Origin of the sequence: Streptomyces sp. NPDC057424, from assembly GCF_042803315.1 — a bacterium.
Taxonomy (GTDB): domain Bacteria; phylum Actinomycetota; class Actinomycetes; order Streptomycetales; family Streptomycetaceae; genus Streptomyces.
The window spans coordinates 103,233-115,888 of the sequence record NZ_JBHVCP010000016.1 but is presented as its reverse complement, the minus strand read 5'-3'; the positions used below and the strand labels follow the sequence as shown (position 1 = coordinate 115,888).

General features: G+C 72.9%; 13 protein-coding genes. 4 read left to right on the top strand and 9 right to left on the bottom strand.

Going from position 1 to position 12,656, the window contains the following annotated elements; translation table 11 throughout:
- Window positions 1-27: 27 nt before the first annotated feature.
- On the bottom strand, window positions 28-1,608 hold the full coding sequence (locus ACFU3E_RS16060; protein ID WP_384157450.1) for a methylmalonyl-CoA mutase: 1,581 nt from the start codon (window positions 1,606-1,608) through the stop codon (window positions 28-30).
- Between the two features lie 140 nt (window positions 1,609-1,748).
- On the opposite strand from ACFU3E_RS16060, the gene ACFU3E_RS16055 reads away from it, so the two are divergent.
- Window positions 1,749-2,597, top strand: coding sequence for a L,D-transpeptidase family protein (locus ACFU3E_RS16055; protein WP_384157447.1), 849 nt, complete (start codon window positions 1,749-1,751; stop codon window positions 2,595-2,597).
- 156 nt (window positions 2,598-2,753) lie between these two features.
- On the opposite strand, the gene ACFU3E_RS16050 is transcribed toward ACFU3E_RS16055, so the two are convergent.
- The 4 genes from ACFU3E_RS16050 to ACFU3E_RS16035 all read right to left on the bottom strand — a co-directional run bounded on the left by ACFU3E_RS16050 (window position 2,754) and on the right by ACFU3E_RS16035 (window position 6,453).
- Window positions 2,754-3,836, bottom strand: a complete 1,083-nt coding sequence (locus tag ACFU3E_RS16050) for a hypothetical protein (protein ID WP_384157444.1) — start codon at window positions 3,834-3,836, stop codon at window positions 2,754-2,756.
- Window positions 3,836-4,510: an RNA polymerase sigma factor gene (locus ACFU3E_RS16045; RefSeq protein WP_384157442.1), complete on the bottom strand. Its 675-nt coding sequence runs from the start codon at window positions 4,508-4,510 to the stop codon at window positions 3,836-3,838. Before ACFU3E_RS16045 ends, ACFU3E_RS16050 begins: the two co-directional genes overlap by 1 nt.
- A gap of 383 nt (window positions 4,511-4,893) precedes the next feature.
- Entirely contained in the window at window positions 4,894-5,679 is a 786-nt protein-coding gene (locus ACFU3E_RS16040) for a hypothetical protein (RefSeq protein WP_384157440.1), read from the bottom strand.
- Between the two features lie 156 nt (window positions 5,680-5,835).
- Complete coding sequence (locus ACFU3E_RS16035; RefSeq protein ID WP_384157437.1) at window positions 5,836-6,453, bottom strand: RNA polymerase sigma factor; 618 nt, start codon at window positions 6,451-6,453, stop codon at window positions 5,836-5,838.
- Between the two features lie 216 nt (window positions 6,454-6,669).
- Here ACFU3E_RS16035 and ACFU3E_RS16030 point away from each other — a divergent pair, with 216 nt between their 5' ends.
- Window positions 6,670-7,878, top strand: coding sequence for an N-acetylmuramoyl-L-alanine amidase (locus ACFU3E_RS16030; protein WP_384157434.1), 1,209 nt, complete (start codon window positions 6,670-6,672; stop codon window positions 7,876-7,878).
- A gap of 2 nt (window positions 7,879-7,880) precedes the next feature.
- On the opposite strand, the gene ACFU3E_RS16025 is transcribed toward ACFU3E_RS16030, so the two are convergent.
- The 4 genes from ACFU3E_RS16025 to ACFU3E_RS16010 all read right to left on the bottom strand — a co-directional run bounded on the left by ACFU3E_RS16025 (window position 7,881) and on the right by ACFU3E_RS16010 (window position 11,293).
- On the bottom strand, window positions 7,881-8,276 hold the full coding sequence (locus tag ACFU3E_RS16025) for a hypothetical protein (protein WP_384157431.1): 396 nt from the start codon (window positions 8,274-8,276) through the stop codon (window positions 7,881-7,883).
- A 156-nt stretch (window positions 8,277-8,432) separates the two neighbouring features.
- Window positions 8,433-8,987, bottom strand: a complete 555-nt coding sequence (locus ACFU3E_RS16020) for a hypothetical protein (protein ID WP_384157428.1) — start codon at window positions 8,985-8,987, stop codon at window positions 8,433-8,435.
- Between the two features lie 108 nt (window positions 8,988-9,095).
- A complete protein-coding gene (locus tag ACFU3E_RS16015; protein ID WP_384157425.1) occupies window positions 9,096-9,602 on the bottom strand; it encodes a hypothetical protein in 507 nt (168 codons plus the stop codon).
- A gap of 95 nt (window positions 9,603-9,697) precedes the next feature.
- On the bottom strand, window positions 9,698-11,293 hold the full coding sequence (locus ACFU3E_RS16010) for a glycoside hydrolase family 20 protein (RefSeq protein WP_384157503.1): 1,596 nt from the start codon (window positions 11,291-11,293) through the stop codon (window positions 9,698-9,700).
- Between the two features lie 290 nt (window positions 11,294-11,583).
- Here ACFU3E_RS16010 and ACFU3E_RS16005 point away from each other — a divergent pair, with 290 nt between their 5' ends.
- Window positions 11,584-12,078, top strand: a complete 495-nt coding sequence (locus tag ACFU3E_RS16005) for a 2-oxo-4-hydroxy-4-carboxy-5-ureidoimidazoline decarboxylase (protein ID WP_384157422.1) — start codon at window positions 11,584-11,586, stop codon at window positions 12,076-12,078.
- Window positions 12,079-12,270: 192 nt separating this feature from the next.
- Complete coding sequence (gene sdhC / locus ACFU3E_RS16000; protein ID WP_031107855.1) at window positions 12,271-12,651, top strand: succinate dehydrogenase, cytochrome b556 subunit; 381 nt, start codon at window positions 12,271-12,273, stop codon at window positions 12,649-12,651.
- The last annotated feature ends 5 nt before the right edge of the window (window positions 12,652-12,656 follow it).

Below are 12,656 nucleotides of genomic sequence, written 5' to 3'. Positions count from 1 at the left end.
TGACATCCCCGCCCCGCTGTCTGCCGGTCAGAAGACGTCGGACGGGACGTACGCCCCCCACACCTCGCGCAGTGCGTTGCAGACCTCGCCGACGGTGGCCCGGGCGCGCAGGGCGTCCTTCATGGGGTAGAGGACGTTGTCCTGGCCCTCGGCGGCCTTCTTCAGTGCTGTCAGGGCCGCGTCGACGGCCGGCTGGTCGCGCTCCGCGCGGAGCTCGGCCAGGCGTTCGGCCTGCCGGGCCTCGATGGCCGGGTCGACGCGCAGCGGCTCGTACGGTTCTTCCTCGTCGAGCTGGAAGCGGTTGACGCCCACCACGACGCGTTCGCCGGTGTCGGTCTCCTGCGCGATGCGGTAGGCGTTGCGTTCGATCTCGCTCTTCTGGAAGCCCCGTTCGATGGCGTCGACGGCGCCGCCCAGTTCCTCGACCTTGGCCATCAGTTCCACGGCCGCGGCCTCGACGTCGTCGGTCATCTTCTCGATGACGTAGGACCCGGCGAACGGGTCGACGGTCGCCGTCACGTCCGTTTCGTAGGCGAGGACCTGCTGGGTGCGCAACGCGAGGCGGGCGGATGTGGCGGTGGGCAGGGCGATGGCCTCGTCGAAGGAGTTGGTGTGCAGCGACTGCGTCCCGCCCAGCACCGCCGCCAGGCCCTGCACCGCGACCCGGACCAGGTTCACCTCCGGCTGCTGGGCGGTCAGCTGCACGCCCGCCGTCTGGGTGTGGAAGCGCAGCATCAGCGACTTCGGGTCGGTCGCGCCGAACTCCTCGCGCATCACCCGCGCCCAGATCCGGCGCGCGGCACGGAACTTGGCGACCTCTTCCAGGATCGTGGTGCGGGCCACGAAGAAGAACGACAGCCGGGGCGCGAAGTCGTCGACCTCCATGCCGGCCGCGACCGCCGTGCGGACGTACTCGATGCCGTCGGCGAGGGTGAAGGCGATCTCCTGCGCGGGCGAGGCACCCGCCTCGGCCATGTGGTAGCCGGAGATGGAGATGGTGTTCCAGCGCGGGATCTCGGTCCGGCAGTACTTGAAGATGTCCGCGATCAGCCGCAGTGAGGGCTTGGGCGGGAAGATGTAGGTGCCGCGGGCGATGTACTCCTTCAGCACATCGTTCTGGATCGTGCCGGTCAGCCGGTCCGCGGGGACGCCCTGCTCCTCGGCGACCAGCTGGTACATGAGAAGCAGCAGGGCCGCCGGGGCGTTGATCGTCATCGACGTCGAGACGCGGTCCAGCGGGATCCCGCCGAACAGCACCCGCATGTCCTCGACCGAGTCGATGGCCACACCCACCTTGCCGACCTCGCCGTGCGCGATCGCCGCGTCGGAGTCGTGGCCCATCTGGGTGGGCAGGTCGAAGGCGACCGACAGACCCGTCGTGCCATGAGCGATCAACTGCCGGTACCGGGCGTTGGACTCCGTGGCCGTTCCGAAACCGGCGTACTGGCGCATCGTCCAGGGCCGGCCCGTGTACATCGACGGATACACGCCCCGGGTGTACGGGTACGCCCCGGGCTCCCCCAGCTTCTCCGCCGGATCCCAGCCCTGAAGGGCCTGCGGCCCGTAGACCGGCTCGATGGGCAGTCCGGACTCCGACTCACGCGCCATGGTGGGTTGCCTCCCGCAGAGCAGTGACCTCGCTCACCACCATGCCCTCTGGTTCGCGACGGGTCACGCCCGGGGAACATCTCAGGTGACATCCGGGCACACCGGTGAGACGAGCGGGGGGCCGTGTGCGTACTACGGGCATGGGGAGAGCGTTCGTGGCGGGACTCGCCGTGCTGGCCGCGCTGACCGGCTGCACGGTGCAGACCCCCGACGGCGAGGGAAAGCGCCGCTCACCGGTGCACATCGAGCTGCCCGGTGGCACCCCGTCCCCGGACCGCACGCCCGCCGGTGGCGGCGGCGAGCCGGATCCGGCGCCGCCGTCGGACGACGACAAGCCCGGCGCGGCTCCCGCCCCGCCCCGCGTGCTGTGGTCCCGCGGCGACACCGGCCGGGACGTCCGGGAGCTCCAGGCCCGGCTGCGGCAGGTCGCCTGGCTGTTCGACGGGCCGACCGGCGCGTACGACGAGCCGACGGAGCGGGCGGTGAGCGGGTTCCAGGGCAAGCGCGGGCTGCCGCGCACCGGGAAGACCGACGCCGTCACCTGGCAGCGGCTGCTGCGCATGACGCGCGAGCCGGGCCGGTGGGACCTGTACCTGATGGGCGGCCAGCCGGCCGACCCGCCGGACGCGCGCTGCCGGACCGGCCGGGTGCTGTGCATCGACAAGACCAGCAGGACGCTGCGCTGGATGGTCGACGGGCGCACCGTGTCGACGATGGCGGTCCGCTTCGGCTCCCAGTACACGCCGACCCGGGAGGGCGTCTTCTCCGTCTACTGGAAGTCCCGCGACCACGTCTCGACGCTCTACGACTCGCCCATGCCCTATGCGATGTTCTTCAGCGGCGGCCAGGCCGTGCACTTCTCGGCGGACTTCGCCGCCCGGGGCTACGCGGGCGCCTCGCACGGCTGCGTCAACGTACGGGACGAGCCGGCGATCGCGGAGCTGTACGCGCAGGTCCGCGATGGCGACAGGGTCGTCGTGTCCTGGTGACAGCGGGGAGAGGGAGTGGGGCGCGGGCGGGACCGGGGGAACGTGTCCCGCCCGCGCTCAGGTGCACGAGCCGTAGGTACGGGGGGAACCCCGGCTCTGTGCGACGGCCGATGACCAGTCGGCTCACTCAGTACTGCGCCAGGGCGGCCGAAAACGTCACACCCTCGGCCAGGAGATTTTCACGGAGTGCGAAACCGCAGGTCGCAGCGGTGCGAGAGAGCTCCGGAACCGGCCGCGGTCCGCGTCGGCCTCGTCGTCGTCCTTCTTCTCGGCGCGCTGCCCGGCCTTACGGTCGGCCTTCGGCTCAGCCTTGTCCTGCTTCCGGTCCCGGTCCCGGCCGCGATCCCGGTCCCGGTCCCGGTCCCGGTCGGCGTCCTCGCCCTGGTGACGGCCCCTGTCCGCGGGGGCGTCGCTCCCGCGCTCCCCCGAACGAGGGTCGGCCTTGGACAGGACGCCCTTGCAGTACCTCCCCGCCCGGAGGCCGCCCGCCGCGTCCCGCAGGGCACGCCTGCGGTCGGGGTCCAGCCGCTTGCCGTCGCGGAGGTCTCGGCAGGCGGAGGTGATCTCCCTGCGGTGGTCGCCGGAGCGGTTCTTCCGGTCGTCCGTATTCGGCGCCGCGTCGTCGCGCTCCTCGTCCTCACCCTGGGCACCGGCCCCGCCCCTCGAGGTACCGCCCGGGGCGTCGCCGGGGGTCGAGCCGCCCTGCGGGGCGCCGCTCGGCGAGGGCGACATCAGCGGGCGTTCGGGATGAGTGACGGAGGCCGAGACGGAGGCGCCGGGGTCGGGCGCGTCGCCGCCGAACGGCGCCCTCAGGGCTCCGGTTCCGGCCGCGAGGGCGACCCCGCCGACCATGCCGGCGGCCAGCACGGCGGCCAGGGCGAAGCGGGCGGGACGGGCCCAGCGGGGTCTGCGGGCCATGACGGTGCCGCTGCCGCCGGGGGTTCCGATACGGACCAGCCCGGCGTCGGCGACCTCGGCCGCGTCCTGTCCGCCGGTGACCGAGCGGGCCGCCGCCGCGTCGGCGCGTTCCGCGCGGGCCTTGCGGAAAGCGGCCACCGCGGCGGCCTCGCCGGGGAGTTCATCGCTGGTCAGCGGGGGTGCGGTGGACAGCGCGCCGAGGGCCCTGGCGAGGTGTTCGGCCTGGTCCCTGCCGGTGCCTTCGACAGCTTCGGGTGGCTCTCCGCTCAGCAAACGCTCCGCCGTTTCGCGGTCCAGCCACCTGTACTGCTCGTCGGCCATCACACATCCTTCTGCGTCCGCGCAACGCTGTGCGTCACACCTGCGGACGTCACCGCACCACCGCGCGGTTCTCGCTGGGGCGGCAGGGCGTCGAGCACCCCGGCCGATTCCGGATCGGCCTGCGGGTGGTCGCCGAGCAGTTCGGCGAGCCGCTTCAGGCCCCGGTGCGCCGCGGTGCGGACCGCGCCCGGGCGCTTGCCGAGCGTCTCGGCCGCGGTCTTCGCGTCGAGCCCCACCACCACGCGCAGCACGACCGCCTCGGCCTGGTCCTGCGGCAGCCGGGATATGAGGGAGAACGTGCCGTCGGTGGCGAGCGCCTCGATGGCCTCGCCGGCGGTGTCCGCCTCGGCGGCCCGGCCGGTCAGCTCGGTCTCGTCACCGCCGATCGCGGGCCGGCGCCCACGCATGCGTATGTGGTCCAGCGCGCGGTTGCGGGCGATCCGGGCGGCCCAGCCGCGGAACCGGTCCGCGTCGCCGGTGAACCGCTCCAGATCGCGGGCTATCTGAAGCCACGCCTCGGACGTGACGTCCTCGGCGTCGGGGTCGCCGACCAGCGTCCGTACGTACCCGAGCAGCCGCGGATGCACGGTGCGGTACACAGTCCGGAACGCGTCTTCGTCTCCGTCCTGTGCCGCGCGCACCGCGGCGGTCAGCTCCGCGTCGTCCCCCAGCACCGCGCGCCCTTCTGCGCCTCAACCGGCGCCGCTCTCGCGGGCCGGGTTCTCGCCGTCGTGGTTGCTCAATTGGTGGTTGCGGTTACAAGCCCGCAGGTGGTTGCGGTGGTCTTGCCGCCTCCGCGTTGGCGCGAACGGCACGTTACGACCTGAAACCACTCCCCGTCCATGTCCGTCCGAGATGCAACTAAGCCGTGACGCGGCGGGGTGTGACAGAAAACGCACACGGGGCGCTGTAGGAAGTACGGGCCGCCGCGCGGCCCGTGCCGCGCGACGGCCGGGGCCTCTCCTGTGGGGGGTGGCGGCCTCGGCCGTTGCCATGGCGGGTGCCTGCGGACGTGTGGGCCTCGCCCGGCCATGACGGATGGCGTTCGTGGAATCCCTTACCGGTGACTGCCGTTGGGCTGGGAGCGCTTGTCCTCGCTCCGGCTCCGGCCCGCCCCGTTGTCGGGCCCGTTGTCCCCGCCGCTGTCCGGCCCGTTGCCCGCGCCGCTGTTCGCGGCGGGTGCGCCGTCGCCCTCGGCGGGGTCGCCGTTCCCGGGGCCACCGCTGCCGCCCTTCGGCTCCGCCCGTTGCCCGGCGCAGTACGCCGTGACGTTCCTCTCACTGCCCGCGGCGGCCACGAGACGCTGCCAGGCCGTCGCGTCCATGGCGTTGCCGCGCCGCCCGGCCCGCTCGTAGGCGCCGCAGTGGGCCTCGGTGTCCTGGGCGGGGGCCGGCCGGTCCGGGTGCGCCGTGGCAGAGCCGGTACCGGGGCTGTGGCTGTCGCGGGGAGGCTTCTCCGCCGGGTCGCGCGGGGCGCTGCTCGGGGCGGGCGGGCGCCCGGGGGTGTCCTTCGTGCCCTCCTCGGACGATCCCGCCACGCCGATCGCCGCCACGGCGACACCGCCCAGCGTGAGGCTGGCGAGCAGCACGGAGAGGGTCGTCTTCAGGGACCGTCCCAGGTGGCGCCGTTGCCGGGCACGCCAGTCGTCCCGGCGGCGGGTGCGCGTCCGCGGGGCCCCGGCGTCCCGGGCGGCACGGAAGGCGGCCACGGCCCGCTGCTCGGCCTCCGCGTCGACACCGTCCCGGATGAGGGAGGCGACGATCAGCGCCTCCACGTCGGAGTCGAGGAGGGCGTGACGGGAACCACGGCCGGAAAGCCCGCCGTCGCTCTGCCGTTCACCCATGTCCGTTTCCGTTCCTGCTCGATCCGATCGTTCCCTCCGCTCCGCCGCCGACGCCGGCCGGCCCACCGGGCCCCAGTACGGCCCGCCGGTCCGCCCTGTTCAGGGCGCCGAGTCCGCGGGACCAGCCCGCGCCGTCCGCGAAACCGCCGGTTCCGCTCACGTCGACTCACCCAGCGTCCGGGGAGCCTCATCCGTCACACTCTCCGCGCCCAGCTGCCGGGCGAGGCGTTTCAGGCCCCGGTGGGCGGCCGTGCGTACCGCGCCCGGCCGCTTGCCCAGGACCCGTGCGGCGGCCGGGCCGTCGAGGCCGACCACCACCCGCAGCAGCACGGCCTCGGCCTGGTCGCGCGGCAGCCCCCGGACCAGCTCCAGGGCGTGTTCGGTGGAGATGGCCTCCAGCGCCTGGTCGTGCGTGCTCTGCGGTCCGGGCAGTTCCAGGACGTCCTGCTCCAGCGCGGACGACCGGGGCCGTACCCGCTGCCGGCGCAGGTGGTCCAGCGCCCGGTGCCGGGCGATGGTCGCCGTCCAGCCACGGAAGCCGGCCCCGTCGCCCCGGAACCGCCCGAGGTCCCGGGCGATCTCCAGCCAGGCGTCGGACGCCACGTCCTCCGCGTCGTCCCCGACCAGGCCGCGCAGATAGCCGAGCAGTCCGGGCTGCACGAACCGGTAGGCGACCGCGAAGGCCGCCTCGTCGCCCTGCTGGGCCCGCGCGACGGCCGCGCCCAGTTCTCCGTCGTACGCCTGTCCGCGCCGGGGTTCCGTTCCCTGACCCAAGTACCGTCCTCGTCCGTGCCGAGTGCGCGCCCTCCCACGCTCATCAGCGCCGGTCCGCGCGGAAGTGTCACAGCGCGTCAGGCGCCGGGCGCCGACGACCGTTCGGGTCAACCCGGCCCGCCGTCCTCGGGAGCCCGGCCCCGGGAAGGTTTCGGCCAAGTGACGTACCGGGGAGCTCTGCTCGCGATGCCACCGCCCACGAAAGGCGAGCGCCGTATGACACCCCGCCTCCTGCGCACCGCCGTCGCCACCGCACTGGCCCTCGGCGCCCTCGGCCTGACCCAGCCCGCCCGGGCCACCTCCTCGGACGGTGTGCACTCCGTCCGGGTGCCGGGCGGCGACCCCGGCGAACGGTCCCTCGCCCCGCGCACCACCGAGCCGTTCAGCCTGATCGGCGTCACGTGGGACGACCCGGACGCGGCCCTGGACGGCACCGCCCGGGTGCGCACCCGCTCCCGGGAGAGCGGCACGTGGAGCGCGTGGCGTCCTCTGGAGACGGACGTCCGTACGCCCGAGACCGGTCCCGACCACGACCGGGCCGGGGTGCGCGGCAGCACCCAGCCGTTGTGGACCGGGCCCTCGGACGGAGTCCAGGTGCGCGTCTCGGGCTCGCGCCTGCCGGCCGGGTTGCGCGTCGAACTGATCGACCCCGAGGCCGGGTCGGACGCCGTGCACACCGCGGTCGTCGGACCGGGTGTCGTCGGGCAGGCCGCCGGTCCGCTCGCGGCCGAACGCCCCGTCCTGACGTCACGCTCCTCCTGGGGCGCCGACGAGTCCCTGGTGAAGGATCCGCCTACCTACACCGGCGACACCAAGGCGATGTTCGTCCACCACACGGCGGGCACCAACGACTACGCCTGCTCCGAGTCGGCGTCGATCGTGCGCGGCGTGTTCCTCTACCACGTGAAGAGCAACGGCTGGAACGACATCGGCTACCACTTCCTCGTCGACAAGTGCGGCACCGTCTTCGAGGGCCGTGCGGGCGGCACCGACAAGCCCGTCCTCGGCGCGCACGCCTACGGGTTCAACACCGCCACCAGCAGTGTCTCGGTGCTCGGCGAATACTCCGCGGCGGCCACCAACGCCGCGGTGCGCGAGTCGGTCGCGAAGGTCGCGGCGTGGAAGCTCGGCCTCTACGGCATCGACCCGACCGGGACGGTCGTGCTGACCTCCGGTGCCGACAACGGCAAGTACAAGCTGGGCCAGAAGGCCACGTTCCACCGCGTCTCCGGCCATCGCGACGGCTATCCGACCGAGTGCCCCGGGCAGAACCTCTACGACGACCTGCCCGAGATCCGCACCCTGGCCGCGAACGCCGGCAAGCCGGCCGAGCCCGCGCCGGAGCCGCCCGGGCCCCGGGACGAGGACGAGCACGAGGGCGGGGGCGGGGGCGAGGGCGGGGGCGAGGACGTGCTCGCGCGCTGACGCTACCGCCGGGGCTCGGCGCTCACCGCGTCCCGGCACAGCAGCCGCAGCGATCCATGGCCGGCGTAGCAGCGGCGGGCCTCGTCGATGGGGTCCCACAGGCGCCCGTCGGGAGTGCGGATCCAGTGGTCGCCGCCGGTCGCCCACCACTCGGCGCCGGTCTGGCGCACCATCACCTCACCGGTGTAGGCGCCGAAGCCGCGCAGTACCTCCCCGACGGCGGCGCGGGGCGCCCCTTCCCGCCGTATCCCCTCGATCATCCGGTCGATGCTCCACAGACTCTGTGCCGAGTAGTCGAGGTGCAGCCGTGCTCCCTCGCGCATCGTCGCCACTGTGTCCGCCGCCCATCGCAGCGGCTTCGCAGCCGCCGATGGCCTGGTCTCCGCTTGAATCGTCACATCACGGAAAGCGCTGCGGCGAAGCGTTTCGTCACCCTGATCCGGCGGCTTCCCCGAAGCCGCGCAGGACCGCCCCAGCTCGCTCAACGGACAGTCACAGGACCCTTCCAGGAACCGGGTTTAGGCCGGCCGGGCCATCGGTGGCCACTTCTTCCCTCAGCTTTGCTGCCTGCTCCGGCGGGACACCACCGCGCGCAGCACCCGCCGCCCCTCGGTCGACACCTCCAGCGCCCGGCGCAGCCCGGCCGGGCCGTGCCCGGCCAGGACCTCCAGGACGGTGATCTGGCGGCGCAGTTCAGCGGCGACGAGGGGCGACATGCCGTCCGTGAGGCCCTCGCGGCGGGAGTCGACGGACGAGGCCTCGTCCTCGGCGGTGTCCAGCAGCCGGTGGATCTGGAGGGAGGCGACGGAGCAGGCGTCGGCCCACGCCCGGACTCCCGCGGCGGACCGCTCGGCGGGAGCGGCCTCGAGCATCCGGTGGGCGAGCACGACCGCCTCGTCCCCGGCGCCGGCCGCGTCCAGCTTGCCGCGCACCTGCTCCAGCCGCTCACCCCACTCGCCGGCACCCGCGCCGTCGCTGAGACTCGCCCACACCGGCCGCAGGGTCTCGTCGCCGCCGCCCAGCAGGGGCACGCACCGATCCAAACAAGCCAGCCCGCTCGCGGCCAGCCCGCGTTCGTCGGCCTGTGCGATCAACTCCACCAGGCTCATCCACGCCTCCCTCCGCGGGCCTTCTCCGGGGCCCGATCAGGCCACTGCCAGCCCTCACCCCTCACGGAACCCGCACTTCCCCTTACTGCGTGCAACGGCCCCGGAGTGTCACAGGGGCACCACGCCCAGTCGGTCGAGGAAGCGGAACAAGAGGTTTTCGGCCAAGGGACCGGGGTCTGACGTCAGTACGTCCACCAAGGCGCCGGCGTTCACTTCGCGTCCGGCCTCGGCGGCCCAGCGCACGGCACGCTCGGCGGCGTCGCCGGGCTCCAGGAAGTAGTCCTCCAGCGTCAGGCCCTCGCGGCCCGCCCCCAGGTACCCGGCCATCGCGGAGCGCGCGAGGCAGGTCGTCCACGCCCCGCTCTCCGGAGCCGCGGCCTCCAGCACCACGCACTCGCTGTTCATGACGTACCCGAAGAGCGCGGGCGCTCCGGTCTCCCGGGCGAGGGCGTTCATGTTCCCGATGTCGCCGTCACTGCTCGGGTACTCCCACACCTGCCATCCGCCCGGCGCCGAGGCGCGCTGCGTCGGAGCGTCCCCGGCACCCGCCAGCGCGTCCAGCCCCGGCAGCGGCCGCTCTCCCCGGCCCACGACGAAGTATCCCCAGTAGCCCATGTCCCGGTTCCCCCCGGCATATTCGAATCGGCTCGCGTCAGAAGACCACCACAGCCGTACGGAGGTTCGCAGCCGTATGCGCCAATTCGCGCCGGTCAGCCGAGCCTGTCCGCCAGCGCCCGGAACTCCGCCCAGGACAGCTCGGGCCTGTCCGGGTCCCACAGCTTCTGGACGGTCGCCCGCAGCGGCATCCGGATCCCGGCCGCCACCTGGTCCTGTGTCTGGGAGTTCGCGAGGTCGCACCACACCGCGAAGGACCCGCCGAGGATCTGGCCGTCGTAGCGCTCCGGCACGGCCGCGGTGCCGCGCAGCACCCGCGGCGTCCACTGCTCGTAGATCCGCTGACCCGTCGGGTAGACGAACGTCTGCGGCTCGCCGAGCACGTAGTACAGGAACTCGTCGTTGTAGTTGATCACCTTGCGGCCGGCTTGCAGGTACTCCAGGGGCGCCCGGGCGCCGATCTCCTTGCCGGTCCAGTAGGCGACCTGGATGTCCTCGGCGGCCTGGACGGAGGTGCCGCGGAAGAAGCCGTCGTTCCAGGCGCGCGGGGTGCGCTGGTGGGCGCGGACGGTGTCGGCCCGGTCGTTCAGCCAGCCGGTCGCGAGGTCGGCGACCGTCGCCCCGGAGCCGTACCTCTCCTGGGCGGCGGCGGCCAGCTGCGGGAACGACGCCTCCGGGTTCGACCGAGTCAGCGCCTGGTACTCGTCGCCGCCGAGGTGCCACGGCCCGCCGGGGAAGAGGTCCGCGTACTCGTTGAGCAGGTCGTCGACGATCTCGGCGCTCTCGGCCTTGGAGATGTCGATGGCGCCCTGCACCGCCGAGCCCTGCGCGGTGCGCAGCTGCAGGTCGGGGTGGGCGTCGAGGACCGCCCCGAGGTGCCCGGGCGAGTCGATCTCGGGCACGATCGTGATGTGCCGGCTCTGCGCGAGGTCGATGATCTTCCGCACCTGCGCCTTGGTCAGATGCTGCTGCGACACGATCTCGGGATGCGAGGAGGACTCGATCCGGAACCCCTGGTCGTCGGAGAAGTGCAGCCCCAGCTGGTTGAACTTCAGATCGCCCAATTCCCGGATCCGGTCCTCGATCCAGCCGGCCGTGAAGTTCTTGCGCGCGATGTCCAGCATGAAGCCGCGCTGCGCCTTGGCCGGCTCGTCCTTCACGACCCCCTCGGGCGCCGTGCCGCCCTCGTGCGTCTCCTGCTTGAGCGTGCGGGTGCCGTAGAAGACGCCCGTGTCGGTGGGCCCGCTGATCTCGGCCCGCCCGTCGCGCACGGTCATCACGTACGACTCCGGGTTCGCGCCCTTGCCGTCGTTCAGCGCCAGCCGCAGGTCCCCGGCCCGCTCGTCGTCCTTCTCGCCCGCGTACGCCATCCCCAGCTCGCCGGCGACCAGCCGGCCCTCGTCGGCCAGCGCCGGGTCGTCCACGACCACCCGGTTGCCCTTCTCGGGGCGCCAGCCCGGGCCCCGCGCCGGCTCGTGGTCACGCACGGCGGGGATGGTGCGCGGCGGTTCGGACAGGGCGTAGGAGCGGGACGGGCCAGGGCTCGCCTCCGGCGCTCCGTCCGGTGGTGCCGCCGCGGTGGCCCCCCGCGAGGATCCGGCCTCCGAGGCCGTGGGCCCGCTGTCACCGCCCGAGGCCGCCCAGAGCCCAAGACTCACCCCGGCCGCGACCACGACCAGGGCTACCGCCATGGCCACGACCAGCACCTGCCGCTGTTTCTCCTGCTTCGCCGAAGTCCGGCGCCTGTGCTGACTCACACAGCCAACCTAAAACCCGGCGCCACACGGCGCGCGTCCACCACGCGTTCCGAAACTCTCTCCCGCGAGTGAAATTCAGGCATCCTTCGGACACGTCATGGTCGTACTCGATAGCGTGACGTCACATCTCTCACAACCTGCCCTGCCGACACACGTGACGCCCACGAGGACCCACGCTGCCCGCGCACCGTCTCCCAGACCTCCCCGGCCGCCTCGCCATACCGGTGGAGCACTTCAACGCAGCCTCCGCACCGGACCTGGAGCAGGCCCTCCTCTCCTGCCTGCGCAGCCTCCGCTGGGCCCGGCGCGTCGTGGACCACCGCCCCTACCCGGACCTGGACTCCCTGCTGGCCGCCGCGGACGAGGCGGCCTACGACCTGACCTGGCCCGACCTCACGGACGCGCTGGCGGCCGAGCCCCTGCCCACGCTCCCGCCGGACACCTACTCCGCGGCCCACACCGCCCTCAGCGCGGCCCACGCCGCCTACGAGGCCCGCTTCGGACACGTGTTCGTCATCTGCCTGGACGGTGTCTCCCCGTCCGAGACCCTGGACCGCCTCCTCGAAGCCATCCGGTCACGATTGACGAACGATCCGGAAGAAGAGCGGGTGGTCGTGGCCGATGAACTCCGGCGCCTGGCGAGCGGGCGGCTGGTCAGCGCCCTCAGGGGCGCGGGGAACTGCGCGAACAACCACAGCGCACCCGCCTCCGGCCGATAACAGGACGCCCCACCCCAAAAACCGTTTCCGCTAGCCCGTACGCATGCCAGTTTGATCACACAGCCAGACCCCGGCGCAGCCCAGCCGCAGCGCATCGCTACGATGCTGGGGGCCGGTGGACCGTACCCGGCCGGGCCCGACCGACACACCAAGCCGGCGCGGCCCCAATCCCCGCTCCCGGAGGAAACTTCCGTGCCGGCTGGAACGCTGTACCGCGGCCGGGAAGGAATGTGGTCCTGGGTGGCTCATCGAGTCACCGGCGTCCTCATCTTCTTCTTCCTGTTCGTCCACGTGCTGGACACCGCCCTCGTCCGTGTGTCCCCTGAGGCCTACGACACCGTCGTGGCCACGTACAAGACGCCGATCGTCGCGCTGCTGGAGTACGGCCTCGTCGCCGCCATCCTCTTCCACGCGCTCAACGGCCTGCGTGTCATCGCCGTCGACTTCTGGATCAAGGGCGCCCGCTACCAGAAGCAGATGCTCTGGACCGTCGTCGCCCTGTGGGTCGTGCTGATGCTCGGGGCGATCTACCCCGTCCTCGGCCACGCCGCTCGTGAACTCTTCGGGAGCTGACGCCA

Excerpts from the sequence above, each read along its gene's own strand:
- ACFU3E_RS16060 (WP_384157450.1), bottom strand. The coding sequence starts at position 1,608 with ATGGCGCGTGAGTCGGAGTCCGGACTGCCCATCGAGCCGGTCTACGGG.
- ACFU3E_RS16055 (WP_384157447.1), top strand. The coding sequence starts at position 1,749 with ATGGGGAGAGCGTTCGTGGCGGGACTCGCCGTGCTGGCCGCGCTGACC.
- ACFU3E_RS16050 (WP_384157444.1), bottom strand. The coding sequence starts at position 3,836 with ATGGCCGACGAGCAGTACAGGTGGCTGGACCGCGAAACGGCGGAGCGT.
- ACFU3E_RS16040 (WP_384157440.1), bottom strand. The coding sequence starts at position 5,679 with ATGGGTGAACGGCAGAGCGACGGCGGGCTTTCCGGCCGTGGTTCCCGT.
- ACFU3E_RS16030 (WP_384157434.1), top strand. The coding sequence starts at position 6,670 with ATGACACCCCGCCTCCTGCGCACCGCCGTCGCCACCGCACTGGCCCTC.
- ACFU3E_RS16020 (WP_384157428.1), bottom strand. The coding sequence starts at position 8,987 with ATGAGCCTGGTGGAGTTGATCGCACAGGCCGACGAACGCGGGCTGGCC.
- ACFU3E_RS16015 (WP_384157425.1), bottom strand. The coding sequence starts at position 9,602 with ATGGGCTACTGGGGATACTTCGTCGTGGGCCGGGGAGAGCGGCCGCTG.
- ACFU3E_RS16010 (WP_384157503.1), bottom strand. The coding sequence starts at position 11,293 with ATGGCGGTAGCCCTGGTCGTGGTCGCGGCCGGGGTGAGTCTTGGGCTC.